The organism is Micromonospora sp. NPDC005237, from assembly GCF_040607775.1.
Lineage (GTDB): Bacteria > Actinomycetota > Actinomycetes > Mycobacteriales > Micromonosporaceae > Micromonospora.
Window position 1 is genome coordinate 496055 of the sequence record NZ_JBEXHJ010000001.1, and the last position, 26068, is coordinate 522122.

Consider the following 26068-nt stretch of genomic DNA (forward strand, 5'->3'; position numbering starts at 1 on the left):
CCATCTCCCGGCTCGGGCCTGCCCCGCGCCTCGCGTCCGACGGGGTGCGGGCCGGCTCCGGGGTGGCCACGGCGGGTGATCCTGGTTCGCCCGGCGTTCCGGTTCCTCGGTTCCGGGAAACCGGTGGCACGATGGGGGGCATGGCGGCTCCACAGGTTGCACCGGTCGAGACGCCGGCCACTGACGAGGTGCCGGCGCCCGACCGGCAATGGGTGACGATCGTGTGGGACGACCCGGTCAACCTGATGACGTACGTGACCTGGGTCTTCCAGAAGCTGTTCGGCTACAGCCGGGAGAGGGCGGAGCAGCTCATGCTGGACGTGCACCACAAGGGCCGCGCCGTGGTCTCCACGGGGGCCCGGGAGCGGATGGAGCACGACGCGTCGCAGTTGCACGCGTACGGGCTGTGGGCGACGGTGGACCGCTCGTGAGCGCGCGGAGTACGCCGGGTCTGCGAGCCCCGCGGTCGCGAACGGGGCGGGCAGCGTGAGCATGTTCCGGCGGCAGGCCGGCCGCTATGTCGCCACCTTCGCCGTGGACGAAGTGCGGGTGCTGCGAAAGGTCGCCTCCGAGGTGGTCGGTCTGCTCACCGACGGTTTCGACCACACGGACCCGGTCGTGGGCCGGCTGTTCCCGGCGGTCTACCCGAAGGATGCGAGCGGCACCGCCGAGTTCCGCCGCTACACCGAGGGTGATCTGAAGACTGCCAAGATCGACCAGGCCGGGGCCATCCTGGCCGCGCTGCCCGACGAGGCCGGCGGCGAGGTGCGGTTGGACGCCGAGGCGGCCGAGGCGTGGCTGCGGGCGCTCAACGACGCGCGGCTGGCGATGGGCGTCCGGCTGGAGATCAAGGACGGCACTGACCTGGGTGAGGAGTTGGACGACGCGGTGACCGAGGATCCCGGCTCCAGCCGGGTGTTCCAACTTTCGGTCTACGCGTACCTCGGGTATCTACAGGAGTCGCTGCTCAACGCCTTGATCGACGAGGCGTGACCGGCACCACTTCAGGGCCTGCCCGGTAGGCGTTAGGCTGGTGCACGTGCTGAGCATCGACCGGTCGATCATCGACGCGATCGTCGCCCACGCGCGCCGGGACCACCCCGACGAGGCGTGCGGCGTCGTCGCCGGTGCCGTCGGCAGCGACACCCCGACCCGGCACATCCCGATGGACAATGCCGCGCGGTCGATGACCTTCTACGAGTTCGACTCGATGGAGCATCTGCGGGTGTGGCGGGAGATGGACGACCGGGACGAGGAGCCCGTGGTCATCTACCACTCGCACACCGCCACCGAGGCGTACCCGTCCCGCACCGATGTCTCCTTCGCCGGCGAGCCAGGCGCGCACTACCTGCTCGTCTCGACCCGTGAGCCCGACTCGGAGGAGATCCGGTCGTTCCGGATCGTCGACGGCGTGGTGACCGAGGAGCCGGTCCAGATCGTGGAGGCCGGGGTCGACCCGCACGCCGTGCAGTCCTACATGTTCGGGCAGAGCCCGGCGACGGTCGACTACGAGTGTTCCGGCCGCTGACCCGTCAGCGTTCGCACCCGTTCCGTCCCGTCACCGTTGGCACACCCGTTTGAGGAGCACGACATCATGGCCATCGAGGTTCGCATCCCCACCATCCTGCGCAGTTACACCGGCGGCGCCAAGGTCGTCGAGGGCGCCGGCGACACCCTGGGCGACCTGCTCACCGACCTGGACTCCCGGCACGCCGGGCTGCGTGGCCGCCTGGTCACCGAGGCCGGCGCGCTGCACCGTTTCGTGAACGTCTACGTCAACGACGAGGACGTCCGCTTCCTCGGTGCGCTCGACGCAAAGCTCTCCGACGGCGACAGCGTCACCATCCTGCCGGCCGTGGCCGGCGGCGCGTTCGGCTTCGCCGCGGCCGCGGCGATCAGCTCGCACAGCGCCGCGGCCGCGGCGATCAGCTCGCACCGCGCGGCGACCGCCGTCGCCGCGCGCTGAGGGCGGCCGCCATGGCGCGGTACGACAGCCTGCTCGACGCCTGTGGGGGCACGCCGCTCGTTGGTCTGCCCCGGCTCTCGCCGACGGTGCCCGACGGCGCGCCGCCGGTGCGGCTCTGGGCGAAGCTGGAGGACCGGAACCCGACGGGCAGCATCAAGGACCGCGCGGCGCTGTTCATGGTCCGCGCGGCGGAGGAGGCCGGCCGACTCCGGGCGGGTGACACCATCCTGGAGCCGACCAGCGGCAACACCGGCATCTCGCTGGCGATGGTGGCCAAGCTGCGCGGGTACCGGCTGGTCTGCGTGATGCCCGAGAACGTCTCCACCGAGCGGGTCCAGCTGCTCCGCATGTACGGGGCGGAGATCATCTTCTCGGAGGCGGCGGGCGGCTCCAACCAGGCCGTCGCGACGGCCAAGCAGATCGCCGCCGAGCACCCGGACTGGGTGATGCTCTACCAGTACGGCAACGAGGCCAACGCGCGGGCGCACTACGAGACGACCGGCCCGGAGCTGCTGCACGACCTGCCCACCATCACGCACTTCGTGGCCGGGTTGGGCACCACCGGCACCCTGATGGGCACCGGGCGCTACCTGCGCGAGAAGGTCGAGGGCATCCAGGTCGTGGCGGCCGAGCCGCGCTACGGCGAGCTGGTCTACGGCTTGCGCAACATCGACGAGGGGTACGTGCCGGAGCTGTACGACGCCTCGGTGCTGTCGCGGCGCTTCTCGGTCGGCACCCGGGACGCGGTGCTGCGGACCCGTCAGCTCGTCGAGGTGGAGGGCATCTTCGCCGGTTTCTCGACCGGCGCGATCCTGCACGCCGCGCTCGCGGTGGCGCACGAGGCGGTCCGCGACGGCCGGCGGGCCGATGTGGCGTTCGTGGTCTGCGACGGCGGCTGGAAGTATCTGTCCACCGGCGCGTACGGCGGCACCCTCGCGGATGCCGAGGACGCGCTGGAGGGGCAGCTCTGGGCCTGACCGCAGGGGTCTTGCGCGAACGGGCCATCGGCGTACGCGTCGGTGGCCCGTTCGTCGCCCGCGCCGCTGTGAGCAGGTGTCACGTTCGTGACAACTTCCAACGGATGATTCTTGTCCTCGGGCACCCCAGCGTAGGCTGCGCAGCGTGGCGTACGCGTCGGTAGAGATCATGGCCGGGACGACCGCCGGCATGGATGCTACTGACAGTGACAGTGAGACGACCCGATGCGACTGACTGTCCTGGGGTGTGCCGGTAGCTTCCCCGGCCCCGAGTCGCCGTGCTCCGCCTATCTCGTCGAGGCGGACGGCTTCCGCCTCCTGGTCGACTTCGGCTCGGGGTCGCTGTCCAGCCTCCAGCGCTACGTCGGGCTGCACGCCCCCGACGCGATCCTGCTGACCCACCTGCACTGTGACCACATCCTCGACGCCGTGTCGTACGTGGTGGTCCGCCGGTACGCCCCGGACGGCCCCTACCCGCCGTTGCCGGTGTACGCGCCGTCCGGCGCACCGGACCGCCTCAGCGCCGCCTACGGCGACGACGGCACGGTGGAGGACGTCTACCAGTTCTACGCGTTGCAGCCGGGCACCTTCCCGATCGGGCCGTTCACCGTCACCGTCGACCGGGTCAACCATCCCGTCGAGACGTACGGCGTGCGGTTGGAGCACGGCGGTCGGTCGCTGTGCTACTCGTCGGACACCGCGCCCTGCGACGCGTTGCTGCGCCTGGCGCAGAATGCCGACGTGTTCCTGTGCGAGGCCAGTTACCTCGACGGCGTGGACAATCCTCCGGACCTGCACCTGACCGGCCGGGAGGCGGGCGAGACGGCGACCAAGGCGGTGGTGGGCCGGCTGCTGCTCACCCACCTGGTCGCGGCGTGGGGCAGCGAGGCGCACACGTTGGAGTCGGCTGCCGCCGCGTACACCGGGCCGCTCGAGGTGGTCCGGGCCGGCGCCAGCTACGACATCTGACCGCCACGCGGCGGTGTTGTGCCGTACTGTTCGCCGGCCGGTCAGCGGCCGGTCGCCTGGGGCACCCGTGGCACCCGCACGGTGTGGGCATGCGGATCGCCATCGTGACCGAGTCGTTCCCGCCGGACGTGAACGGCGTCGCGCACTCCGTGGTGCGCACGGCGGAGCACCTGCTGGCCCGGGGCCACGAGCCGGTCGTCATCGCGCCCGCACCGCCCGGGGCGGGGCGGCGGGACATCGAGGGGCTGCCCTACCCGGTGGTGCGTATCCCGAGCGTGCCGTTGCCCCGCTACCAGGGCTTCCGGCTGGGCGTGCCGACCACCACCCGGCTGGCGGGGGCGTTGCTGTCGGCCGCGCCCGACGTGGTGCACCTGGCCAGCCCGTTCATCCTCGGGGCTCGCGCGGCCACCCTCGCCAGCCGGTACGGGCTGCCCATGGTGGCGGTCTACCAGACCGACGTGGCGGCCTACGCCAGGGCGTACCGGGTGAGTTGGGGTGAGGCCGCCGCGTGGCGGCGGCTTCGGGAGATCCACAATCTGGCGCAGCGGACCCTCGCGCCGTCGACCCGGGCGGCCGCCGACCTGATCGCCAACGGGGTGCAGCGGATCTGGCTGTGGGGCCGGGGCGTGGACGCCGTCCGGTTCGACCCGGCCAAGCGGTGCGCGGACCTGCGGCACCGGCTGGCCCCCGGTGGGGAGCTGCTGGTCGGCTACGTCGGCCGGCTGGCCCCGGAGAAGCGGGTGGAGCTGCTGGCGGCGACGTCCCGGCTGCCGGGCGTGCGGGTCGTGGTGGCCGGTGACGGCCCCGCCCGCCGCCAGCTGGCCCGGGCGCTGCCGGGGGTGAACTTCCTCGGGGTGCAGCACGGCGAGGACCTGGCCCGGCTCTACGCCAGCCTGGACGTGTTCGTGCACACCGGGCCGCACGAGACGTTCGGCCAGACCCTCCAGGAGGCGCTGGCCTCCGGGGTGCCGGTGGTCGCGCCGGCCAGTGGCGGGCCGGTGGATCTGGTCGACTCGGGGACGACCGGGCTGCTGGTCCCGCCGGACGACGGGGACGCCCTCGCCGCCGCGGTGGCCGAGTTGGCCGGGGACGCCGACCGGCGGCGGGCGTACGGGGTGGCCGCCCGGGCCGCGGTCCGCCGGCGCAGTTGGGCGGCCGTCGGCGACGAGCTGGTCGGACACTATGCCGCGGTACGCGCCCAGGCCGCCACCGTGGGCCTGCCGGCCGCGTCGTGACGGGGACGGCCGGCGGGCTGCGGATCGTCCGGCTCGCGAACTTCGTGACCGCGCGCTCCGGTGGCCTGCGCACCGCGCTGCGACACCTCGGCGAGGGCTACCGCGCGGCGGGGCACGATCCGGTGCTTGTGGTGCCCGGTCGACGCGACGCCCACGAGTGGCACCCGTGGGGTCGGGTGGTGACCCTGCCCGGCGTGGAGCTGCCCGGCACCGGCGGCTACCGGCTGCTGGCCGGCCGGCAGCGGCTGGCCCGGGTGCTCGCCGAGCTGGCGCCGGACCGGCTGGAGGTGTCCGACCGGTCGTCGCTGCGTTGGACGGGCGGCTGGGCGAAGGCGCACGGGGTGCCGTCGGTGCTGGTCTCGCACGAGTCGCTGACCGGGCTGCTCGGCCAGTGGGGTGTGCCGGACGTGCTGCGGCGGCCGATCGCCGACCGGCTCAACCGGGCCACCAGCCGGGCGTACGACCGGATCGTGTGCACGACCCGGTGGGCGGCCGAGGAGTTCGACCGCGTCGGCGCCGACAATGTGGATCTCGTGCCGCTCGGGGTGGACCTGGACACCTTCGGACCGGACCGGGCCGACCCGGGGATGCGTGAGCGCTACGCCGACCCGACCGAACTGCTGCTCGTACACTGCGCCCGGTTGTCTCCGGAGAAGCGGCCGGAGCTGGCGGTCGAAGCCCTCGTCGAGCTGCGCCGCTCGGGCGTGCCGGCGGTGCTGGTGCTGGCCGGGGACGGCCCGTTGCGCGCGTCGCTGGCCCGCCGGACCGCCGGCCTGCCGGTCACGTTCACCGGTCACCTGCCCGACCGCGCGACGGTGGCCGCGCTGCTCGCCAGCGCGGACGTGGTGCTGGCGCCCGGCCCGGTGGAGACCTTCGGCCTCGCCGGGCTGGAGGCGTTGGCCTGCGGCACCCCGGTGGTGGTGAACGCCGCGAGCGCGTTGCCCGAGGTGGTCGGCTCGGCCGGGCTGGCCGCGTACGGCTCCGGGGCGTCGCTGGCCGAGGCCGTGACCCGCCTCGTGGCCCGGCCGGAGGCGGCGCGGCGGCGGGCCGCCCGCGCTCGGGCCGAGGAGTTCGGCTGGCCGGCGGCGGTCGCCGGATTCCTGCGGGTGCACGACGCGGACGCTGCTCGGGACACCCCGGGGGAGGCGGATCGCCGCACCGCATAGGGTGCAGGGCATGGCGCGACCTGACGGGCGAGGGCCCTCTCAACTCCGACCGGTGACCCTGACCCGGGGCTGGAGCACCCATCCGGAGGGCTCGGTGCTCGTCGAGTTCGGCGGCACCCGGGTGCTCTGCACGGCGAGCGTCACCGAGGGCGTGCCCCGCTGGCGCAAGGGCTCCGGGCTCGGCTGGGTGACCGCCGAGTACGCGATGCTGCCCCGGGCCACCAACACCCGCTCGGACCGGGAGAGCGTCAAGGGCCGCGTCGGTGGCCGCACGCACGAGATCTCCCGCCTGATCGGGCGCAGCCTGCGGGCCAGCATCGACCTCAAGGCGCTCGGCGAGAACTCGATCGTGCTCGACTGCGACGTGCTCCAGGCCGACGGCGGCACGCGCACGGCCGCGATCACCGGCGCGTACGTGGCGCTGCACGACGCGGTGGGCTGGCTGGCCGCCCGCAAGGCGTTGGCCGGCAAGCCGGAGAAGGTGATGCACCGGTCGGTCGCGGCGGTCAGCGTCGGGATCATCGCCGGCGAGGCGCGACTGGACCTCTGCTACGAGGAGGACGTGGCCGCCGAGGTGGACATGAACGTGGTGTGCACCGGCGCGGGCGACTTCGTCGAGGTGCAGGGCACCGGCGAGGCGGGCGTGTTCGCCCGCGACCAGCTCGACAGCCTGCTCGACCTGGCCGTGGCCGGGTGCGCGGATCTGGCCGAAGCCCAGCGGAAGGCACTGGCATGAACAAGGTCCTGCTGGCCACCCGTAACCGTAAGAAGCTGGTGGAGCTTCAGCGGATCCTGGACGGCGCGCTCGGCGCGCACCGGATCGCCCTGCTCGGCCTCGACGACGTCGACGAGTACCCGGAGCTGCCGGAGACCGGCCTCACCTTCGGCGAGAACGCGCTGATCAAGGCGCGGGAGGGCTGCCGGCGTACCGGGCTGCCGACGATCGCCGACGACTCCGGGCTCGCCGTGGACGCGCTGAACGGGATGCCGGGCGTGTTCAGCGCCCGCTGGTCCGGTCGGCACGGCGACGACGGGGCCAACCTCCACCTGGTGCTCGACCAGATCGCCGACGTGCCGGACGAGCACCGGGCCGCGTCCTTCGTCTGCACGGTGGCGCTGGTACTGCCCGGCGGCAAGGAGCACCTGGTCGACGGCCGGCAGTCCGGTCGGGTGCTGCGCGCGCCGCGCGGCGACGGCGGGTTCGGCTACGACCCGATCTTCCTCGGCGACGGGCAGGACCGGACCAACGCCGAGCTGACCCCGCAGGAGAAGGACGCGGTCAGCCACCGGGGCAAGGCGCTGCGGGAGCTGGCCAAGCTCGTCGCGAAGGTGCTGCCGCCCGCCGCCTGACGGTCGCGGAGGTGCTGCCGCCCGCCGCCTGACCCGCGGCGGACGACAGCGACCCGCGAAGGTCAGCCCAGTGGGCCGACCTCCCGTTCGATGGCGGCGCGCAGCTCCGGCCCGGCCAGCACCGCGCGGGCGGCCTCCAGCACCGGGGCGAGGAACACGTCCGGGCCGGGTTCGCCAGCCGCCGTGCCCAGGGCGACCACGGCGGCCCGGCCGGCCGGCGACGGCACCAGCGGCGCGCGCAGTTGCAACCCGCGTACGCCGGCCAGCAACTCCACCGCGAGCAGACTGGTGAGGTTGTCCAACACGGTCCGCAGCTTCTTGGCCGCCGCCCAGCCCATCGAGACGTGGTCCTCCTGCATGCCGCTGGTGGGCAGCGAGTCCACCGAGGCGGGCGCGGCGAGCCGACGGTTCTCCGCGACGATCCCGGCCGCCGTGTACTGGGCGATCATCAGGCCGGAGTTGACCCCGGCGTCGGGAGAGAGGAACGCCGGCAGCTCCCGGGAGCGGGTGACGTCCAGCAGCCGGTCCACCCGCCGCTCGGCGATCGCGCCCACCTCGGCGGCGGCGATGGCGAGGAAGTCGGCGGCGAAGCCCAGCGGCGCGCCATGGAAGTTTCCGGTGGACTCGACCCGGCCGTCGGGCAGCACCACCGGGTTGTCCACGACCGACACCAGTTCCCGGGCCGCGACCGTTCGGACGAAGTCCAGGGTGTCCCGGGCCGCGCCGGCCACCTGCGGCGCGCAGCGCATCGAGTACGCGTCCTGCACGGCGTGCGCCAGGTCGTCACGGTGCGAGTCCATGACGCGGGAGTCCTGCAACAGCCGGTGGATGTTCGCCGCCGACGCCGCCTGGCCGGGATGCGGACGGATGGCGTGCAGCTCGGGCAGGAACGGCCGCTCCGAGCCGAGCATCGCCTCGATGGCCAGCGCGGCGGTCACGTCCGCCATGGCGAACAGGTGCGCCGCGTCGTGGATGGCCAGCAGCAGCATGCCGAGCATGCCGTCGGTGCCGTTGATCAGCGCCAGCCCCTCCTTGGCGGCCAGCTCGATCGGCTTGAGCCCGGCGGCGGTCAACGCCTCGGCGGCGTCCTGCCGCTCGCCGGCCGGGCCGAGCACCCAGCCCTCACCGAGCAGCACCAACGCGCAGTGCGCCAACGGCGCGAGGTCGCCGGAGGCGCCCAGCGAACCATGCTCCGGCACCCACGGGGTGATGTCGTGGTTGAGCAGGTCGACGAGCGCCTCGGCGACCTGCGGGCGGACCCCGGAGCGGCCCAGGGCGAGCGAGCGTACCCGCAGCAGCATCATGGCCCGGACCACCTCGCGCGGCATCGGGGCGCCCACCCCGGCGGCGTGCGAGCGAATCAGCGCGTGTTGCAGCTCGGCCCGCCGCTCCGGCGCGACGAACGTGTTGGCGAGCGCGCCGAACCCGGTCGACACGCCGTACACGGGCCGCCCGGCGGCCTCGATCCCGTCCACGATCGCGCGGCTGGTCGCCATCGCGTCGCGGGTGGCCGGGTCGAGGGTCACCGTCGCGGTGCCGCGCGCCACCGCGAGGACGTCGTCGGCGGTGATACCGGTGGGTTGAATGATCACGGTCGTCACTGTGGAACTCCGTTGCGTATTACCTGGTGGATCAGGGGGACACCGGGCCGGTAGGCCAGGTGCAGGTAGGACGGCGCGTCCAGGACGACCAGGTCGGCCCGTGCGCCGGGGGTGAGCACGCCGACGTCGTCGCGGCGCAGGGCCCGTGCGCCGCCGGCGGTCGCCGCCCACAGCGCCTCCGCCGGGGTCATCCGCATCTCCCGGACGGCCAGGGCGATGCAGAACGGCATCGACGAGGTGTACGACGAGCCGGGGTTGCAGTCCGTCGCCAGGGCCACGGTGACTCCGGCGTCGAGCAGCCGGCGGGCGTCCGGGTACGGCGAGCGGGTGGAGAATTCGGCACCGGGCAGCAGGGTGGCGACCGTGCGGGTGCCCGACCCGTCGCTGTGGGCCGTGCCGGCGAGCGCGTCGATGTCGGCGTCGGACAGGTGGGTGCAGTGGTCCACGCTTGCCGCGTCCAGCTCCACCCCGAGCTGCACACCCGGGCCGGGGCCGAGCTGGTTGGCGTGCAGCCGTACGCCCAGCCCGGCGGCCTGCCCGCAGGCGAGGATGGCGCGGGCGTGGTCCACGTCGAAGGCGCCCCGCTCGCAGAAGACGTCGATCCACTTCGCGTGCGGCGCGGCGGCGGCCAGCATCGGCCCGCAGACCAGTCCGACGTAGTCGTCGGGGCGGTCGGCGTACTCGGCGGGCACCACGTGGGCACCCAGGAAGGTGGCGTCCTCGGTGAACTCGGCGGCGATCCGCAGCGAGCGGGCCTCGTCGGCGACGGTCAGCCCGTACCCACTCTTGATCTCGATGGTCGTGGTGCCCTGGCGCAGCGCCTCCCCGCGCAGCCGGCGCACGGTGGCCCGCAGTTCGTCGTCGCTGGCGGCCCGGGTCGCGCCGACAGTGGTCCGGATGCCACCGCCGGTGTAGGGCTCGCCGGCCATCCGGGCGGCGAACTCGGCGGCCCGGTCCCCGGCGAAGACCAGGTGCGCGTGGCTGTCCACGAAGCCGGGCAGCACGGCGGCGCCACCGGCGTCGATCCGCCGGTCGGCGGCCGGCGCGTACGCGGCCGGCCCGACCCAGGCCACCCGGCCCTCCTCGATCAGCACGGCCGCCTCGCGGCGGATGCCCAGCGGGCCCTCGCCGACGCCGTTGGTGACCAGCTCGCCGATGTTGTCGACCAGCAGAGCGCTCATGAGCGGATCACCGCCTCGATCGACGCCGACAGTTCGGCCGGCACGTCGACGCTCAGGTGCCGGCCCTCGGCCACCACCACGCGGCCGTCCACCACGACCTGGTCGACGTCGGCCGCCCCGGCTGCGAAGAACGCCCCCACCGGCGGCACCCCGGCGGTGCGGGCGCTGTCGAGTCGTACCGTGACCAGGTCGGCGCGGGCGCCCACGGCGATCCGCCCGGCGTCGGCCCAGCCCAGCGCCGCGTGCCCGGCAGCGGTCGCCATGGTCAGCAGGCCCGCCGGCGTGAAGTGGCCGCGCCGGCGGGTGCGCAGCCGCTCGTCCAGCTCCACCGCCCGGGCCTCCTCGAACAGGTCGATCACGGCGTGGCTGTCGCTGCCCAGGCTCAGCCGGATCCCCGCGTCGGCCATCCGCCGGGCCGGGCCGATGCCGTCGGCGAGGTCGCGTTCGGTGGTGGGGCAGAGGCACACCCCGGTCCGGCTGTCGGCGAGCAGCGTCAGGTCTCCGCTGGTCGGGTGGGTGGCGTGCACGGCGGTGGTCTCCGGCCCGAGCACGCCGTGCTGGGCGAGCAGCGCGGTGGGCGTACGCCCGTGCACGGCCCGGCACTCGTCGTTCTCGGCCGGCTGCTCGGAGAGGTGTACGTGCAGCGGTGCGCGCCGCTCCCGGGCCCAGTCGGCGACCGCGCGCAACTGCTCCGCCGGGACCGCCCGCACCGAGTGCACGGCCGCGCCCACCCGGGCGTGCGAGTCCGCCGGCTGGAACGCCGACACCCGCTGCGCCCAGCGGGCCGCGTCGCCGTCGCCGAAGCGCCGCTGCGGCCCCGCGAGCGGCCGGCCGTCCACTCCGGCGCTCAGGTAGCAGGCGTCCAGCAGGGTGAGCCGGATGCCGGCGTGCGCGGCGGCCTCGACAAGCGCCGCCCCCATCGCGTTCGGGTCGTCGTACGCGCCGCCGTCGGGTCGGTGGTGCAGGTAGTGGAACTCGCCGACGCAGGTGATGCCCGCGAGGGCCATCTCGGCGTAGACGGCGCGGGCCAGCGCCAGGTAGGTGTCCGGGTCCAGCCGGTCCGCCACCGCGTACATCCGGTCCCGCCAGCTGAAGAAGTCGCCCCGGCCGCCGTGGGTACGCCCGCGCAGAGCCCGGTGGAAGGCGTGCGAGTGCACGTTCGCGAGGCCGGGCAGGGTCAGGCCGGGCAGCGGCACGGCGTCGGCGTACACGTCCACACCGGCGCTCGGCCGGCCGGGCGCGGCCAACGCGGTCACACCGGTGATCACCCCTGCGTCGGTCTCGATGAGCACGTCGGGCGTGGGCTGGGCGAGATCGGGCAGCCAGGCGTACTCGGCGAGCCAGCGGGTCGGGGTCAGCGGCATGTCAGCTCCTCCAGCACGCGGGCCAGCGCGCGTACCCCGGCGGCGCAGTCGTCGTCGGTCGCGGCCTCGGCGGGGGAGTGCGACACCCCGGTCGGGTTGCGCACGAAGAGCATCGCGGTGGGCAGGTGCGCGGCGAGCACCCCGGCGTCGTGCCCCGCGCCGGTCGGCAGCACCGGCGCGTCGAGCAGCGCGGCCAGGCGTCTGGCCAGCCCGCCGTCGAAGGCGACCAGCGGGGTCACCGACTCCTCGGTGACGGTCACCTCCGTACCGTCGCGGCGGGCCCGCTCGGTGAGCTTGCCCCGGACCGCGTCGACCAGCCCGGCCAGCGTCTCCGGGTCGGCGGCCCGGGCGTCCAGCCAGCCGGTCACCTTCGACGGAATGGCGTTGGTGGCGTTGGGCTCGACGGCGACCCGGCCCACGGTGGCGTGCGCGCCGCGCAGCCGGGCCTCCTTGTTGGCCGCCAGCACCGTGAACGCGTAGGTGAGCATCGGGTCGCGGCGGTCGGCCATCCGGGTCGTACCCGCGTGGTTGCCCTCCCCGACCACGTCGAAGCGCCAGCGGCCGTGCGGCCAGATCGCGCTGGCCACCCCGACCGGCGCGTCCGTGTCGATCAGCGCGCGGCCCTGCTCGACGTGCAGCTCCACGAAGGCGCCGAACCGGCCCAGCAGCTCCGGTCGGGCGCCCGCCGGCCGGTAGCCGAGCGCGTCGGCGAAGCTCACCCCGGCCGCGTCGCGCAGGCCGGCCGCGCGGTCGGCCGCCAGCGCGCCGGTGAGCAGCCGCGAGCCCAGACAGGGTACGCCGAAACGGGCGCCTTCCTCCTCGACGAACGCGCCCAGCACCAGCGGTCGGACGGGGGTGACGCCGGCGGCGCGTAGCTCGTCCACGGCCAGGAACGCGCTGACGATGCCGAGCGGCCCGTCGTACGCCCCGCCGTGCGGCACCGAGTCGAAGTGGCTGCCGGTCAGCACCGCGTCGGAGCCCTCCGGGTCACCCCAGTGGGCGAACAGGTTGCCGTTGCCATCCTCGGTGACCGGCAGGCCCCGCCGCTGCGCCTGCGTACGGAACCAGGACCGCAGCTCCTGCTCCGGCTCGGTCAACGCGTAGCGCAGGTAGCCGCCGCTGCCGGCGTCCCGTCCGACCGGCGCGATCTCGTCCCACAACGCCCGGAACCGGCCGGGAAGGTGGTCCGTCACGAGTTGCCACCCTCGGCCATCGGCACCCGTACCCCGGTGCGCTCGGCGACCTCGCGGGCGCTGTCGTAGCCGGCGTCGACGTGCCGGATGACGCCCATCGCCGGGTCGTTGGTGAGCACCCGCTCGATCTTCTGCCCCGCGAGTGCGGTGCCGTCGGCCACGCAGACCTGCCCGGCGTGGATCGACCGCCCGATGCCGACGCCACCGCCGTGGTGGATCGACACCCAGGACGCGCCGCTGGCCGTGTTGACCAGCGCGTTGAGCAGCGGCCAGTCGGCGATGGCGTCGGAGCCGTCGGCCATCTGTTCGGTCTCCCGGTACGGGCTGGCGACGCTGCCGGTGTCCAGGTGGTCGCGGCCGATCACCACCGGGGCGGAGAGTTCACCGGAGGCGACCATGTCGTTGAACCGCACACCCGCCCGGTCCCGTTCGCCCTGACCGAGCCAGCAGATCCGGGCCGGCAGGCCCTGGAAGGCGACCCGCTCGCCGGCCAGCTTGATCCACCGGGCCAGCGACTCGTTCTCCGGGAACAGGTCCAGGATGGCCCGGTCGGTGGCCGCGATGTCGGCCGGGTCGCCGGAGAGCGCCGCCCACCGGAACGGGCCCCTGCCCTCGCAGAACAGCGGCCGGATGTACGCGGGCACGAAACCGGGGAAGTCGAAGGCCCGCTGGTAGCCGCCGAGCTGAGCCTCGCCCCGGATCGAGTTGCCGTAGTCGAACACCTCGGCACCGGCGTCGAGGAAGCCCACCATCGCCTCGACGTGCTTCGCCATCGACGCTCGGGCCCGGTCGGTGAACTCGGCCGGCTTCGCGGCGGCGTAGTCGCGGGCGTCGGCCAGCTCGACCCCCACCGGCAGGTACGCCAGCGGGTCGTGCGCGCTGGTCTGGTCGGTCACGATGTCGATCTCGACGCCCCGGCTGAGCAGCTCGGGAAAGACCTCGGCGGCATTGCCGACGACGCCGACGCTCAACGCCCGCCGGTCCCGCTTCGCCGCGAGGACCCGCTCGACGGCGTCGTCCAGCGAGTCGGCGACCTCGTCCAGGTAGCGGTCGTGCACGCGACGGTCGAGCCGGGTGCGGTCCACGTCCACGATCAGGCAGACGCCGTCGTTCATGGTGACCGCGAGGGGCTGCGCGCCCCCCATTCCGCCGCAGCCGGCGGTCAGCGTCAGCGTGCCGGCGAGACTTCCGTCGAACCTCTTGGCGGCCACCGCCGCGAACGTCTCGTAGGTGCCCTGGAGGATGCCCTGGGTGCCGATGTAGATCCACGAGCCGGCGGTCATCTGCCCGTACATGGTCAGGCCGAGCTGTTCGAGGCGGCGGAACTCCGGCCAGGTCGCCCAGTCACCGACCAGGTTCGAGTTGGCCAGCAGCACCCGGGGCGCCCACTCGTGGGTGCGCATGACCCCGACCGGGCGGCCCGACTGCACCAGCATCGTCTCGTCCTCGCGCAGGTCGGTCAGCGTACGGACCAACGCGTGGTACGACGGCCAGTCCCGCGCCGCCTTGCCGGTGCCGCCGTAGACGACCAGGTCGTCGGGGCGTTCGGCCACCTCCGGGTCGAGGTTGTTCATCAGCATCCGCAGGGCGGCCTCCTGCTGCCACCCGCGGGTGGTGAGCTGGCTGCCCCGTGCGGCACGGATAGGCTGGGTCATCTGCGGTCTCCTCCGGTCAACCGAGGAACAACTGTCGGCGGGCCGCGGAGGCTTCGAACGCCTCCAGACGGCGTTGGGTGTCGGCCGGCGCGGCGTCGCAGATCGCCTGCAACAGCACCATGGCCAGGGTCATCGGGGCGGTGTGCAGGTCGAAGACGAGCTGGGCGCCGACGGCGGCCGGCAGCAGCACGTCGGCGTGTTCGGCGGCCGGACTGACCGGCGAGTCGGTGATCGCCACGACGGTCAGTCCGGCGGCACGCGCGTCGCGCAGCGCGTCCAGGGTCTCCCGGGGGTAGCGGGGCAGCACGAAGGCGAGCACGGCGGACGCCCCGGCCTCGGCGGCCTGCTCCAGGCGGTCGGTGAGCAGGCTGCCGCCGTCGTCGAGCACCCGTACGTCCGGGTGCACCTTGGCGGCGAAGTAGGCGAAGTACGCGGCCAGCGGCGCGGCGGCGCGCAGGCCGAGCACCGGCAGCGGGCGGCTGGTCGCGAGCAGCCGCCCGGTCTCGGCGATCCGGTCGGTGTCGGCGAGCTGACCGGCCAGCCGGTCCAGGTTGCCCATCTCGGCGCGTACCGCCTGCTGGAGTTCGTTGCCGGCGTCCGTCGGCCCGCCGGGTGTCGTGCTGGTGAGGTCGCGCAGCCGGCGGCGCAGCGCCGGATAGCCGTCATGGCCGAGCGCGACGGCGAACCGGGTGACCGAGGGTTGGCTGACCCCGGCCAGTTCGGCGACCTCCGCCGCGGAGAGGTACGCCACGGCCGGGGCGTGCTGCACGAGACAGTGCGCGATCCGACGCTGGGTCGGGGTGAGCCGCACGCCGTCGAACAGGTTGAACACCTGTTCGGCCGACGCCTGGACCGCTCCGTCATTCACTCCGCGACTGTATGCATGAAAACTTTCAGAGGCAATGGTCGGCCGAGTAGACACATCGCCGACGATCGGCGATGGGACATCAACCGCTTCGATGGCTATTGCCCTGGTTGGTGGTCCCAACGGTGACCCAACGCGCTGGAGCGGTGATTGTAGGATCCGCACGGCGGTTGGACAGAGGAGTTGCGCATGCAGCCGGAAAGCCCCTACCGGTTCACCCACGCGCTGGGTGGATCTCCGGTCGGCAAGGCGTGGGCTGCCATCGACGAGCACGGCCGACTCGTGACGGTCGCGGTGCTGGACGCCGCCGTCGCCGGCACTGCCGGTTGGCGGGAAGCGTTCGCCGGGACGGCCAACTCCCTCGCCCAGGGCCCCGGCTCGATGTCGTTCGCGTACGCCGACTTCTCGGCCGCCGCGCCCTGGGTCGCGTATCCCGCCGAAGCGGGCCCCGGTGCCGAAAAACTGTTCCGGGCCCTCGGCGTCGAATACACACCCGCCCAGCTCCCGCCGGTCTCCGCGCCTCCGGTCTCCGCCTCTCCGGTGTCGAGTTCGCCGGTCTCCGGCACACCGGTCTCGAGTACTCCGGTGTCCAGCCCGCCGCCGGTGTCCGGCGCGCCCCGGCCGGCGGCCGACATGCCGCACGCACCCTGGGCCGTGCACGCGAACCCGGTGTCCGCGGCCCCGCAGCCGGTCTCGGGTGCGCCCACGTCGCCTTCCGCGACGGACACGACCGGGGGCGTGCCCGTCGAGGTCCCGGGACCGCCGATCGCGCAGACCCGCCCGGTGGTGCCGCCGGCCGATCCGTTCGTCGCGCCCGTGCGCCGCATCAAGCCCTCCGAGCCACGCCCGCGGCGTACCCGGCTGTGGGTCGGAGCCGCCGCGCTGGTCCTGGTGGTGCTCGCCGCGGCGGGCGGTCTGGTGCTCTGGGGTGGGTCGGACGATCCCGGTGCGCCGCAGACCGCGCCCACCACGAGCATCCTGTCGCCGGCGATCCCGACGACGCCGCCGCAGTCGCCCGGTATCGAACCGCCCAAGCCGGGTGCGTGGCCGACGCAGTGGCCACGGTTCACCGAGCGGGACACCGTCCGGACGCTGACCGATCTCGACGGCCTGGGCTTCCCGGTGAAGGTCCCGACGACCTGGCAGTGCACGCTCGCCGCTCGCGCCGAGGGGTTCGTCAAGTACCAGTGCGGCACCACCGCCTCGGGCAACCAGGCGGTCGGCGGTGAGGTGATCGTGCGCGAATGCCCGCAGCCATGCACCGGCCAGTGGCAGAACGCCATGCGCTCGGTCGAGGAGGCGTGGGGTGCGCAGTGGATCCGCAGCGGCCTGTACGCGAGCTACGCCGAGCAGATCATCGAGGTCGACGGCACGCAACGGCACGGCCTCGTCGTGGTCGCCTACTTCCGCAGCGGGGAGGACGGCGCCATCAACCGTCAACTCGTGATCCGGATGACCTCGCCCGTGCCCGAGGCGTACCAGTTGCGGCGCTTCGCCAGCTACATCCGCGACGTGGTCGTCTTTTGATCAGGTCGAGCGGGCAGGCGCAGACGAGCGGCGTGCCGTCCACACCAGACACCGATCCTCGACCTCTCGCCGACCGCTCGGTCGCGCTGATCCACGAGTGGTTCGGTGCCACCGGCGGATCCGAGCAGGTGTTCCTACAGATGGCCGAACTCGTGCCGCACGCCGATCGCTTCGTGCTCTGGAAGGACCACGACGCGACGGTGGACGGGGATATCCACGAATCCTGGCTGGCGAAGACCCCGCTGCGGCACAGCAAGGCCCTCGCGCTCCCACTCATGCCGCTCACCTGGCGGACGCTGACCCGCCGGAAGTACGACGTGGTCCTCTCGTCGAGCCACGCGTTCGCGCACACCGTGAAGATCGGCGATCCGGAGCGCACCCGCCACCTGAGCTACGTCCACTCGCCCGCGCGCTACGTGTGGAGCCCCGGCCTCGACCAGCGGGGTGCCAGCGCCGCGCTCGCGCCGATGCGTGTCGCCCTACAGGCCGGCGACAAGCGGCTGAGCCGTCACGTGCACGGCTATGCGGCGAACTCGCTGGAGGTGCGGGCACGCATCCGCCGCTACTGGGCCCGGGACGCCACGGTGATCAACCCGCCGGTGGAGGTGGACTACTTCGCGGCCGCCCCGCCGGCCGTACGCGACCAGGAACGCCGTTATCTGCTCGGCGTCGGCCGCTGGATTCCGTACAAGAACTTCGATCTGATGATCGAGATCGCGGCGGCGGCCCGGCTGCCGCTCGTGATCGCCGGCGGAGGCCCCGAGGAGGACAATCTGCGCCGGCTCGCCGCCCGCGTCGACGTGCCGGTCGAGTTCGAGGTCAGACCGACCACGGAGCGGCTCCGCGAGTTGTACTGGGGCGCGAGCGTGTTGCTGTATCCCGCTCTGGAGGACTTCGGCATGATCCCGGTCGAGGCCCAGGCTTGCGGGACACCCGTGGTGGGCTGGGCGCGTGGCGGGCTGCTCGAAACAGTGGTGAACGGCGAGACCGGCTTCCTCCTCGACGCCGACGGCCCGGGCGCATACGTGGACCCGATCCGTCGGGCGTCGCAGCTGTCGGCGCAGGCGGCGATGACCAACGCCCAACGATTCACGCCGCAGGTCTTTCGGGAGACCATGGCCGTGTGGCTGGACGAGCAGGCATCATCGTGACCGGGTCAGCACCGGAGCGTGCCGGGGCGGGCGAAGCTCCGATGGCGAACGTGCTGATGCTGGGCACCGCCGAGTGGGACTCTCCGATCGCGACGAACCAGCACTACGTCGCGCGGGAGCTGGCCCGCACGGCGAATGTCACGTTCGTCGAGTCACTGGGCCTGCGCCGGCCCACGCTGCGTCGCGACGACGTCGTCCGGATGGCGTCCCGGGTTCGCCGCGCACTGAGCGACCAAGAGATCCCGGCGCAGCGACCTCGCCCGGCGGGTACGCGGATCGTGTCGCCGCTCGTGCTGCCGGTGCACCGCACGCCCACCTATCCGGTCAACCGCGCCCTGCTGCGGCGGGCCACCGGCGACTGGCTCCGGAGCGAACGCCCCCGTGTGCTCTGGACGTTCACGCCTGTCACCTACGGCCTGGAAGAGGCTGCCGACCTCGTCGTCTACCACTGCGTCGACCTGCTGGCGACGTTTCCCGGCGTGGACGCCGTAGCGGTAGCCCGCGGCGAGCGTTCGCTGTCGACGCGTACCGCTGTCGCAGTCGCCACCAGCACGGCCGTCCGGGAGCATCTCGCCGCCATCGGCTTTCCCCGCGTCGAACTCCTGCCCAACGTCGCCGACGTGTCGGTGTTCACGGCGGCGAGCAGGCCGGCGGCGCAACGCCGACCCGACGTCCTCTTCTCCGGTAATCTCACCGTCCACAAGCTCGACCTGCGGCTCCTCGAATCGATCGCCACCGCCGTACGTGGCCGGGGCGAGCTACTGCTGGCAGGGCCGCTCGCCGCCGGCGGGGGCAGCTTCGACGCGGAGTTGCGGCAACTGGAAGCTCTGGGCGCCCGCCACCTCGGCGTCCTCTCCCCCGATCAGCTCGCCGAGGTGGCCGGCACCTGCGCCGTAGGCGTCATCCCGTACGCGATCAACGACTACACCCGTGGCGTCAGCCCGCTCAAGTGCTTCGAGTACCTGTCCTCCGGGCTGGCCGTGCTGAGCAGCCCCCTGCCGGCGGTGGCCGAACTCGCTCGGGCCAACCCCCACGTGACCGTGGCCGACGCGGACGACCTGCCAACCCACCTGCCCGGCCTGCTGCAACCGGTCACCGACACCGTCGTCGACGCCCGGATGGCGAGCGCTGCCGAACACGGGTGGGAGGGGCGCGGCGCGCTGCTGCGCAACCTGTTGCTGACCGAAGTCGCGCCGTGACCCGCGTGCTGGTCGTCACCGTCGAGCCGCCCTGGCCGGCCCAGCACGGTGGCCGGATTCGCACCGCGCGGGTCGCCGAGGCGCTGGGGCGCGACGCCGAGGTGCTGGTCACCTTCCCCGACCACGGCGATCGGCAGCCGGACGCCCCGGTCGCGACCAGTCCGCTGCCGTGGTCACCGCCGCCGGCCGTCCGCACCCGGGCGTCGGGCCGGCCTCACCTGGGCGGGCACTACCTGGCGCCGGTCACCGACTCCCTGGTGGGGCTGTGCGACAAGTTCCGACCCGAAGTCGTCTACTGGTCGCACTCCTACCTGGCCGCTTGGGCGCCCCCGGCGGCGCGGCAGGCACCGCAGGTCGTCGAATTCGCCAACATCGAGAGCCGACGACTCGCGACGATGGTGAGGTCGGCCCACGGGTGGCAGCGCGTGGCCCGCCGCGCTGAGGCCGCCAAGGCAGCCTTCTGGGAACCCCGGGTGGCCGCGCGTGCCGCCCTGTGCGTCGCGCTGTCCCCGCCGGACCTGGACGTGCTGCGCGGGTGGGCCAGCGACGTCGTCCTCGCCCCCAACGGTGTGGACGTCTGGCCGTACCATCCCTCGCCACCCGACGGGTACGTCCTCGCGTTGGCGTCCTACGACTACGAGCCCAACGTGCGGGCGCTGCGCACGTTCCTGCGGGAAACCTGGCCACTCGTCCGCGCCGCCCTCCCCGTCGCTCGGCTCGTGGTGGCCGGCCGGCGCAGCGACGCGCTGGCGCAGGAGTTCGCCGACGTACCCGGGGTTTCGGTCCTCGGCACGCTCGACGACGTGACCGACGCGTACGCCGGAGCCGCCCTGACCGTCGCTCCCGCCACCACCGGCGGCGGCGCCCAGCTCAAACTGACCGAGTCGATGTCACGGGGCCGATGCGTCGTCATGAGTTCGTTCGCGGCGCGGGGTCTTCCGGCCGCCGTACACGGTGCCGAGTCCCATCGGGTGGCCGACGACCCGCACACCTTCGCCGGCGAGGTCGTCGACGTCCTGCGGGACACGTCCGCCCGACACGTCCAGGAACTGGCAGGTTGGCAACGGAGCGCGACCCTCGGCTGGCCCGAGACCGTCCGCGAACTGGCTGCCGCCATCTCCGTGCTCGCCGAGGGGACGGCCACACCGTGATCCGCCGCGTACACCTCATCGAGTCCGGCGGTCGTGGCGGGGTCTTCAACCACACCGTCGAGGTCGCTGCCGGCCTGCACGAACTGGGCCTCGACGTGGTCGTGCACACCGCCGACGACTGCGACGCGGCACCGACCTCGGTGAACCTCTGTCGATGCGTGATCTGGCACCGCACCTCGCCCCACCGGCAGGTCCGCCAGGCCCGGACGTCGACGCGCTACCTGCTTCGCACGCTGCCGCACCTGCACCGGCTGATCGGCCCGCAGGATGTCGTGCACATCCAGGGGCTGTTCGCGCTCACCCCGGAGCTGATCTCGATCGCCCGGCGGCGTCATGCGACCGTCGTTGCCAGCCCGCACAACACCTTCGTCCGGTCGAACGCCCCGGGCGGCGGGCGGGCGCTGCGAAGTGCGCTGCGGGACGCCGACCACGTGCTCGTCTACTCGGAAGCCGATCGGCAACGCCTCCTCGACCGAGGTGTGGCGAACGTCGAGCGGGTGCCGCTGACGCAGTGGACACCGCCTCCGCAGCCGGCGCTCGTCGACCGGTGGCGGACCGAGCTGAACCCGGGCGCGGTCAAGCTCGCACTGCTGCCCGGCCAGGTCCGGGCGGACAAGAATCCCGAGCTGTTCGTTCGGGCCGTCGCGCAGCTGCCCGGCTGGCGGGGCGCGGTGGTCGGGGAAGACCTCGGGCCGGGCCGGCGCGTCGACGCGCTCATCGAACGGACCGGGGCGGCGGTGACGACGGCGTACCGGTACCTGAGCGTCGACGAGTTCACCGCGCTGGTGGCGGCGGCCGATGTCGTCGTCGCGCCGTACGAGGTCGCCAGCCAGTCCGGCGTCCTCGCCGTAGCGGCCCGACTGGGGGTGCCGACCGCGGTTGCCCCCTGCGGTGGTCTGGGCGAGCTGGCCACCGCCGTCGCCCGGGACACCGGTGTCGCGGCGATCTCGGACGCCATCGCCCTCGCCCACGAACGCGGCGTGAAACCGGTCGACACGACGGACGCCTCGGGCCGGTTCCTCGCCGCGTACACCGCCGCCCAGCAAGGCCGGGCGTCATGATCGTCACGATGGTCTCGGTATCGGACACAGCCGGCGGTGCCGAGGCGCACACCGTCTCGCTCGGTCGAGGGCTACGCGACCGTGGCCACGACGTCGCCCTGTACGGCCGGTGCCCAGGGTGGGAGGAGCAGGGTCTCGTCCGCAGCGACATCCGCCTCGGGCCGAAGTGGTCCCGCCGGACGATGGCCGCCGGCCTGCTGCGGGTGCCCATGGAGCGGCACCGGACCCGGGCCATCGCCGACTCGTCCGTCTACTACCTGCAGTTCAAGCGGGAACAGATCGCGCTGACCGCGCCGTTGTCGCGCCGGGCCCCCGTCGTATGGACGGAGCACGGACGGTGGATGGGCGGACCGGTCGGTCGCCTGCTTCTCACCGGTTACGCGCGCGCAGCCGAGCACGTCTCCCGAGTGGTCTGCGTCAGCGATGCCGTCGCCGCCGACCTTGAACCGGTCGTCGGCCGGGACAAGCTGGTGGTTATCCCCAACGCGATCGACACCCGCCGCTACGCCGCGCCACCGGCCGCGACCCGGGCGGCTCTGCGCCAGCGGTTGCTGCCGAGCCGTTTCCACGACCGCCGGGTCGCCGTCCTCGCGGCGCGACTGCACGGCGCCAAGCGGCACGACCGGGCCGTCGCGGCGGCGGTGGCCAGCGGCAGCGCCCTGGTCGTCGTCGGCGACGGCCCGGACCGCGAGCGGCTGGAGCGGCTCGCATCCGGCACCGCCGACGTGCACTTCACCGGCCACCGCGACGACGTGCCCGACCTCCTCGCGGCCAGCGACTTCTACCTCTACTGCGGCGCGGAGACCGACGGCACGCCGACCTGCATCCTCGAGGCTGCCGCTGGCGGGCTGCCGATCGTGGCGTTTCGCGGTGATCCTGGTACGGAGTTGATTCCGCATTGTGGGGGCCTCGTTCTGGGCGAGCCGGCCGAGCTGACGGCCGACGCGGTGTCGGCGATGCTCAAGCGGCGGGGGACCGGTGTCGCCTACGTTGAGCAGCGGCACGGGCGCGACAGGTGGCTCGACGCGTACGAACGGACCTTCGGGGAGTGCCGTCGATGACCTCACCGGGGCAGACGACGACCGAGCCGGCCGACCGGGGCGTTCTCGCGACGACCGGCCCGGCGGACGCCACCCGGTCGGCGCGCGGGCTCAGTACCGCCACCGCCGTGTCCCTGGGTCTTCGTCTGCTCGGCATGGTCGTGGGCATGGCGACCACCTCCGTGCTCGCCCGGTACTTGAACCCCGGCGGCTACGGCGTCTTCGCCCTCGCGCTCACCCTCGGCACGGCGGCGGCGCAGGTCGCCGACATGGGCACCACGATCACGGTGAGTTCCCGGATCGCGCGGGAGAAGGCGGCGGCCGGCCGCATCCTGACGACCGGCCTGCTCATCCGTACATCGGTGGCGCTGCTCGCGACAGTCGCCCTGCTCGCCGCCGCCGCCGGAGGGCTGTTCGGGGAGTCCAGCGCCGTCGTGAGCGTCATCGCCATCGCGACGCCGTTGTCCGCGGCGTCCATCCTCACCGCGGGGGCCACCGCCCGTTTCCGGCCCGAGGTGTCGGCGGTCCTCGCTCTCGTCCAGGGCGTCCTCTGGCTGGTGGCGGTCGTCTTCATCGCCCGGACCGGCGGTGACGTCGTCCTGCTCGCGTGGTTCTTCGTGGCCGTCGTGGCGGTGCAGACCGGCATCGGGGTCGCGATCAACCGGAGGTTGGTGCCACTGGGCCGACCGTCCTGGGCGGAGGCGGGCCGGATCTTCGCGCTGAGCTGGCCACTCGCGATCAGCTCGCTGGCGGTCATGGCCTACTACCGACTGGGCTCGGTGATCCTCTTCCACCTGCAGGGGGCGGCCGAGTTGGGCTACTACTCGGCCGCCTACAAGTTCCTCGACGTCGCCCAGCTCGGGCCGGCCATGTTGGTGGCCCCGCTGCTGCCGATCGTGGCAACGAGTCTGAGCATGGACGCGCACCGCCGAACGCTGATCTTCAGTCTGGCGACCCGTACCGGCGTCGTGATCGGTACGGGTACGGCGGTGCTGTTGATCGCGTTGGCCCCCGCCCTCGTCACCTACCTCTACGGCGACGACTTCGGCCCGGCGGTCACGCCCCTGCTCCTGTTGGCGGTCGCCTTCGTCGGCGTCACCCTCGGCTACGTCGGAACGACGATCTGCTCCGCGCTGGGCATGGTACGGCCGATCGCGGTGCTGACCGTCTCGGTGGCGGTGGCTAACCTCGCGGCGCAGTTCTGGGCCTGTGCCCGGTGGGGCGCCACCGGCGCGGCTGCCGTCGCCGCAGCGACCGAGTTCGTCATCGGGGCCACCACGTGCCTGCTGGCCGCGCGCGCGATGACCTCACGGCTGCCCGTTCGGGAGCTGGCGAGTGTCCTCGCCGTGGGCGCCGCCACGGTTCTGATGCTGTGGCTGGTGCGGCTTCCGTGGCAGGTCGAGGGCGCGTTGGCCGCCGCCGTGTTCGGTGTGTCGGTTCTGGCCACGCGGGCGATCACCATGGCGGACCTCAGGCGGGTCCTGTCCCGCAAGGCCATCTGAGGGCCTGCTGGCGCGTCACCAGGTCGCCCCGGTCCGGAGGTGTTGCCAGGTCAGGCCGGTGCACTCGACCGGCCCGGTGCCGCAGGACAACGCGGCGTTCGTGTTGGTCGCCCGGCTGCCGTCCGCCCGCACGAGTTCGCTGACGTCGACGGCCAACTCCAGGGTGTACGAGACCAACGATCCTCCGGTGGCGACCGTCGCCCCCCGCGAACCCCGCCCGGACCGCAGCCCGTCCCCGCGGACCACGGCAGCGCCCGAGTTGCGCACCCGTGCCACCCCGCCGCCCGTGTCGTCGATGGTCACGTTCGACACCGTCAGCTCGGTGGCGGTGTTGAGATCGACCAGCCAGGGCGTTCCCACTGTCCGCGTCTGGCTGACCGCCACCCGCGGTAGGACGTGCGTGGCTGCCGGAGCGGTGACCAGGGCGCCGCCCCGGCCGACGATCCGCACGTCCGAGAGGCTCGCACGTCGTACCGCGGCGTGCGTCGCCCATCCGGGCAGCTCCAGCAGGTAGCTGTCGCCGCTCGCGGTCAGGCTGACCGCGCGAACGGTCAGGTCGTTCACCACCCCCGCGATCTGGGCGACGGCGGTACCGGCGGACGTGCCCGCGACGGTTACCCCGCTCACCAGTAGCTGGCCGATCGTCGCCGTCCGGGCAATCGACAGCAGCGGCGCGGCGTCGAGTTGTTCAGCGTCCACGTCCTCGACGGTGAGACGGTCAAGGGTGGCCGGCCGGAAGGGCGCGACCCGCACCAGCGGCTCGTTTCCGCGCGGCCCCTGGACCCGCAACCCGCGAAGCTGGACGCGACCCACCGAGGAGCCGTTGAGGTGCACCATGCCGCCCCGACCAGGCAGCGTAGCGGCCGCTACCTGCTCGACGACCAGATCGTCGACGCGGCCACCGGTAGTGCGCCAGTCGGCGGTGTCGTCACCGATCCAGATGACATTGTTGCCGGCGAGGCCCGTGACACCCCGGACGGTCGTCCGCAGCGCGGCGGTCTCCGGCGATCCGCCGAGCACCTTGACCAGGGCCGCGAGTGAGGCAGCGCCGACGTCCTCGATGACCGTGTCGGTCACCGGCCCCGACACGTCGTCGTACGCCTGCCAGTCGCGGGGGGTGATGGCGACGGTGTCGTCACCCGTCGAGCCGCGGATTCCCGAGATCCGGGTCCGCACGGCAGGCCCCTGGATGTGTACGCCGTCGGAGTGCACCGCGAATCTGATCTCCGTGACGGTGGCATCGACGACGTCGCCCAGGGAGATGGCGTACTTGTCGCTGGCGGTCTGCACCGTGAGCCCTTTGAGGGTCAGGCCGTCCACCCTGCGCCACCGCAGGGTGTGTAGATCGGGACCCGTGCCACCGACCCCCTTCGCGCGGGCCCAGGTGCCGCCGATGATGGTGATGTCCCTGTCCCGACCGCCGTCGGTCACCGCTGTGTTGGTGAGCAGGTTGCAGGCGCTGCCGGCCGCCAGAGTGACCGTGCAGCCGGACATGATCAGCGTCGTGCCGCTGGGCACCACGAGGGGCGCGCTGACCCGGTAGTGCGCGTTGTCGGCACCGCGTATCAGGCCGCCCGCCGCCCCACCCAGGGCGGCGTTGAGGACAGCGGTGTCATCGCCCCCGGACGGGGGTGGTAGCAAGACGGTGCGCTCCGGGGGTGGGGCGTCACCGGCGAGGACCATGCCGCTGGCAGCGGCGAGCAAGGTGCGGCGGGTGATCATCTGCGGCTCCGGGGGTGATCCCGGGTGACCAAACCGGGTGGCGGCCGCCGGCTAGGCGTACGCCGTGTCAACTGTCCGACCGAAAACGATAAGCATCGTACTAATGGCCCGGCAATCATCCGACCGGCGATCCCCGTTCACCGCGCTGGCCGGGGTTGTCCAGGGCGAGATTCCGGCGACGCTCACGCCCGCC

General features: G+C 73.2%; 24 protein-coding genes. 17 read left to right on the forward strand and 7 right to left on the reverse strand.

The genetic code is table 11. From position 1 onward, the window contains the following. The first annotated feature begins 140 nt into the window (after nucleotides 1–140). The 10 genes from clpS to rdgB all read left to right on the forward strand — a co-directional run bounded on the left by clpS (nucleotide 141) and on the right by rdgB (nucleotide 7663). The gene (gene clpS / locus ABZT87_RS02430; protein WP_234581506.1) at nucleotides 141–431 is read left to right on the forward strand and encodes an ATP-dependent Clp protease adapter ClpS; all 291 of its coding nucleotides are present in this window, start codon (nucleotides 141–143) and stop codon (nucleotides 429–431) included. Nucleotides 432–492: 61 nt separating this feature from the next. After that, nucleotides 493–993, forward strand: a complete 501-nt coding sequence (locus tag ABZT87_RS02435) for a DUF2017 domain-containing protein (RefSeq protein ID WP_354855215.1) — start codon at nucleotides 493–495, stop codon at nucleotides 991–993. Nucleotides 994–1039: 46 nt separating this feature from the next. Continuing rightward, nucleotides 1040–1528: a M67 family metallopeptidase gene (locus ABZT87_RS02440; RefSeq protein WP_354855130.1), complete on the forward strand. Its 489-nt coding sequence runs from the start codon at nucleotides 1040–1042 to the stop codon at nucleotides 1526–1528. A 66-nt stretch (nucleotides 1529–1594) separates the two neighbouring features. After that, nucleotides 1595–1966: a MoaD family protein gene (locus ABZT87_RS02445; RefSeq protein ID WP_355133116.1), complete on the forward strand. Its 372-nt coding sequence runs from the start codon at nucleotides 1595–1597 to the stop codon at nucleotides 1964–1966. Between the two features lie 11 nt (nucleotides 1967–1977). Next, nucleotides 1978–2943, forward strand: coding sequence for a cysteine synthase (locus ABZT87_RS02450; RefSeq protein WP_354855132.1), 966 nt, complete (start codon nucleotides 1978–1980; stop codon nucleotides 2941–2943). Between the two features lie 225 nt (nucleotides 2944–3168). Further along, nucleotides 3169–3912 (forward strand): MBL fold metallo-hydrolase, encoded by a 744-nt coding sequence (locus ABZT87_RS02455; RefSeq protein WP_354855133.1) that lies wholly within the window; start codon nucleotides 3169–3171, stop codon nucleotides 3910–3912. An 89-nt stretch (nucleotides 3913–4001) separates the two neighbouring features. Then, nucleotides 4002–5147 carry a glycosyltransferase family 1 protein gene (locus ABZT87_RS02460; protein ID WP_355133118.1) on the forward strand — a complete coding sequence of 382 codons (1146 nt, stop codon included), beginning with the start codon at nucleotides 4002–4004 and terminating at the stop codon, nucleotides 5145–5147. After that, a complete protein-coding gene (locus ABZT87_RS02465; protein ID WP_355133120.1) occupies nucleotides 5144–6313 on the forward strand; it encodes a glycosyltransferase in 1170 nt (389 codons plus the stop codon). The genes ABZT87_RS02460 and ABZT87_RS02465 overlap by 4 nt, the downstream gene beginning before the upstream one ends. A 10-nt stretch (nucleotides 6314–6323) precedes the next feature. Next, nucleotides 6324–7049 (forward strand): ribonuclease PH, encoded by a 726-nt coding sequence (rph, locus tag ABZT87_RS02470; RefSeq protein WP_179782378.1) that lies wholly within the window; start codon nucleotides 6324–6326, stop codon nucleotides 7047–7049. Then, entirely contained in the window at nucleotides 7046–7663 is a 618-nt protein-coding gene (gene rdgB / locus ABZT87_RS02475) for an RdgB/HAM1 family non-canonical purine NTP pyrophosphatase (protein ID WP_355133122.1), read from the forward strand. The genes rph and rdgB overlap by 4 nt, the downstream gene beginning before the upstream one ends. Before the next feature lie 62 nt (nucleotides 7664–7725). On the opposite strand, the gene hutH is transcribed toward rdgB, so the two are convergent. Genes hutH through ABZT87_RS02505 form a run of 6 tightly spaced genes read right to left on the reverse strand, consistent with a single transcriptional unit; the run spans nucleotide 7726 to nucleotide 15525 of the window. Next, nucleotides 7726–9264, reverse strand: a complete 1539-nt coding sequence (gene hutH / locus ABZT87_RS02480; protein ID WP_354855135.1) for a histidine ammonia-lyase — start codon at nucleotides 9262–9264, stop codon at nucleotides 7726–7728. Further along, nucleotides 9261–10445, reverse strand: coding sequence for an imidazolonepropionase (hutI, locus tag ABZT87_RS02485; RefSeq protein WP_355133124.1), 1185 nt, complete (start codon nucleotides 10443–10445; stop codon nucleotides 9261–9263). Before hutI ends, hutH begins: the two co-directional genes overlap by 4 nt. Then, on the reverse strand, nucleotides 10442–11809 hold the full coding sequence (locus ABZT87_RS02490; RefSeq protein WP_355133126.1) for a formimidoylglutamate deiminase: 1368 nt from the start codon (nucleotides 11807–11809) through the stop codon (nucleotides 10442–10444). The genes hutI and ABZT87_RS02490 overlap by 4 nt, the downstream gene beginning before the upstream one ends. Then, nucleotides 11800–13002 carry an allantoate amidohydrolase gene (locus tag ABZT87_RS02495; RefSeq protein WP_355133128.1) on the reverse strand — a complete coding sequence of 401 codons (1203 nt, stop codon included), beginning with the start codon at nucleotides 13000–13002 and terminating at the stop codon, nucleotides 11800–11802. Before ABZT87_RS02495 ends, ABZT87_RS02490 begins: the two co-directional genes overlap by 10 nt. After that, nucleotides 12999–14657 (reverse strand): urocanate hydratase, encoded by a 1659-nt coding sequence (hutU, locus tag ABZT87_RS02500; protein ID WP_355133130.1) that lies wholly within the window; start codon nucleotides 14655–14657, stop codon nucleotides 12999–13001. Before hutU ends, ABZT87_RS02495 begins: the two co-directional genes overlap by 4 nt. A 16-nt stretch (nucleotides 14658–14673) precedes the next feature. Next, nucleotides 14674–15525 (reverse strand): MurR/RpiR family transcriptional regulator, encoded by an 852-nt coding sequence (locus ABZT87_RS02505; protein WP_355133132.1) that lies wholly within the window; start codon nucleotides 15523–15525, stop codon nucleotides 14674–14676. A 186-nt stretch (nucleotides 15526–15711) separates the two neighbouring features. On the opposite strand from ABZT87_RS02505, the gene ABZT87_RS02510 reads away from it, so the two are divergent. From ABZT87_RS02510 to ABZT87_RS02540, 7 genes are read left to right on the forward strand one after another with little or no spacing between them, the layout of a single operon-like run. Further along, nucleotides 15712–17049, forward strand: coding sequence for a hypothetical protein (locus tag ABZT87_RS02510; protein ID WP_355133134.1), 1338 nt, complete (start codon nucleotides 15712–15714; stop codon nucleotides 17047–17049). A 32-nt stretch (nucleotides 17050–17081) separates the two neighbouring features. Then, the gene (locus ABZT87_RS02515; protein WP_355133136.1) at nucleotides 17082–18200 is read left to right on the forward strand and encodes a glycosyltransferase; all 1119 of its coding nucleotides are present in this window, start codon (nucleotides 17082–17084) and stop codon (nucleotides 18198–18200) included. 41 nt (nucleotides 18201–18241) lie between these two features. Beyond that, nucleotides 18242–19399 carry a glycosyltransferase gene (locus ABZT87_RS02520; RefSeq protein ID WP_355133138.1) on the forward strand — a complete coding sequence of 386 codons (1158 nt, stop codon included), beginning with the start codon at nucleotides 18242–18244 and terminating at the stop codon, nucleotides 19397–19399. Continuing rightward, a complete protein-coding gene (locus ABZT87_RS02525) occupies nucleotides 19396–20550 on the forward strand; it encodes a glycosyltransferase (RefSeq protein WP_355133140.1) in 1155 nt (384 codons plus the stop codon). Before ABZT87_RS02520 ends, ABZT87_RS02525 begins: the two co-directional genes overlap by 4 nt. Next, nucleotides 20547–21611: a glycosyltransferase gene (locus tag ABZT87_RS02530; RefSeq protein ID WP_355133142.1), complete on the forward strand. Its 1065-nt coding sequence runs from the start codon at nucleotides 20547–20549 to the stop codon at nucleotides 21609–21611. Before ABZT87_RS02525 ends, ABZT87_RS02530 begins: the two co-directional genes overlap by 4 nt. Nucleotides 21612–21619: 8 nt before the next feature. Next, nucleotides 21620–22672 carry a glycosyltransferase family 4 protein gene (locus tag ABZT87_RS02535; RefSeq protein ID WP_355133144.1) on the forward strand — a complete coding sequence of 351 codons (1053 nt, stop codon included), beginning with the start codon at nucleotides 21620–21622 and terminating at the stop codon, nucleotides 22670–22672. Beyond that, on the forward strand, nucleotides 22669–24153 hold the full coding sequence (locus tag ABZT87_RS02540; protein ID WP_355133146.1) for an oligosaccharide flippase family protein: 1485 nt from the start codon (nucleotides 22669–22671) through the stop codon (nucleotides 24151–24153). The genes ABZT87_RS02535 and ABZT87_RS02540 overlap by 4 nt, the downstream gene beginning before the upstream one ends. Nucleotides 24154–24168: 15 nt before the next feature. On the opposite strand, the gene ABZT87_RS02545 is transcribed toward ABZT87_RS02540, so the two are convergent. Further along, nucleotides 24169–25875, reverse strand: coding sequence for a hypothetical protein (locus tag ABZT87_RS02545; protein WP_355133148.1), 1707 nt, complete (start codon nucleotides 25873–25875; stop codon nucleotides 24169–24171). Nucleotides 25876–26068: the final 193 nt, after the last annotated feature.

What these genes read in the sequence shown, in the direction of transcription:
- clpS (WP_234581506.1), top strand. Translation starts at nt 141, where the DNA reads ATGGCGGCTCCACAGGTTGCACCGGTCGAGACGCCGGCCACTGACGAG.
- ABZT87_RS02435 (WP_354855215.1), top strand. Translation starts at nt 493, where the DNA reads ATGTTCCGGCGGCAGGCCGGCCGCTATGTCGCCACCTTCGCCGTGGAC.
- ABZT87_RS02445 (WP_355133116.1), top strand. Translation starts at nt 1,595, where the DNA reads ATGGCCATCGAGGTTCGCATCCCCACCATCCTGCGCAGTTACACCGGC.
- ABZT87_RS02450 (WP_354855132.1), top strand. Translation starts at nt 1,978, where the DNA reads ATGGCGCGGTACGACAGCCTGCTCGACGCCTGTGGGGGCACGCCGCTC.
- ABZT87_RS02455 (WP_354855133.1), top strand. Translation starts at nt 3,169, where the DNA reads ATGCGACTGACTGTCCTGGGGTGTGCCGGTAGCTTCCCCGGCCCCGAG.
- ABZT87_RS02460 (WP_355133118.1), top strand. Translation starts at nt 4,002, where the DNA reads ATGCGGATCGCCATCGTGACCGAGTCGTTCCCGCCGGACGTGAACGGC.
- rph (WP_179782378.1), top strand. Translation starts at nt 6,324, where the DNA reads ATGGCGCGACCTGACGGGCGAGGGCCCTCTCAACTCCGACCGGTGACC.
- rdgB (WP_355133122.1), top strand. Translation starts at nt 7,046, where the DNA reads ATGAACAAGGTCCTGCTGGCCACCCGTAACCGTAAGAAGCTGGTGGAG.
- hutI (WP_355133124.1), bottom strand. Translation starts at nt 10,445, where the DNA reads ATGAGCGCTCTGCTGGTCGACAACATCGGCGAGCTGGTCACCAACGGC.
- ABZT87_RS02490 (WP_355133126.1), bottom strand. Translation starts at nt 11,809, where the DNA reads ATGCCGCTGACCCCGACCCGCTGGCTCGCCGAGTACGCCTGGCTGCCC.
- hutU (WP_355133130.1), bottom strand. Translation starts at nt 14,657, where the DNA reads ATGACCCAGCCTATCCGTGCCGCACGGGGCAGCCAGCTCACCACCCGC.
- ABZT87_RS02510 (WP_355133134.1), top strand. Translation starts at nt 15,712, where the DNA reads ATGCAGCCGGAAAGCCCCTACCGGTTCACCCACGCGCTGGGTGGATCT.
- ABZT87_RS02520 (WP_355133138.1), top strand. Translation starts at nt 18,242, where the DNA reads ATGGCGAACGTGCTGATGCTGGGCACCGCCGAGTGGGACTCTCCGATC.
- ABZT87_RS02535 (WP_355133144.1), top strand. Translation starts at nt 21,620, where the DNA reads ATGGTCTCGGTATCGGACACAGCCGGCGGTGCCGAGGCGCACACCGTC.
- ABZT87_RS02540 (WP_355133146.1), top strand. Translation starts at nt 22,669, where the DNA reads ATGACCTCACCGGGGCAGACGACGACCGAGCCGGCCGACCGGGGCGTT.
- ABZT87_RS02545 (WP_355133148.1), bottom strand. Translation starts at nt 25,875, where the DNA reads ATGATCACCCGCCGCACCTTGCTCGCCGCTGCCAGCGGCATGGTCCTC.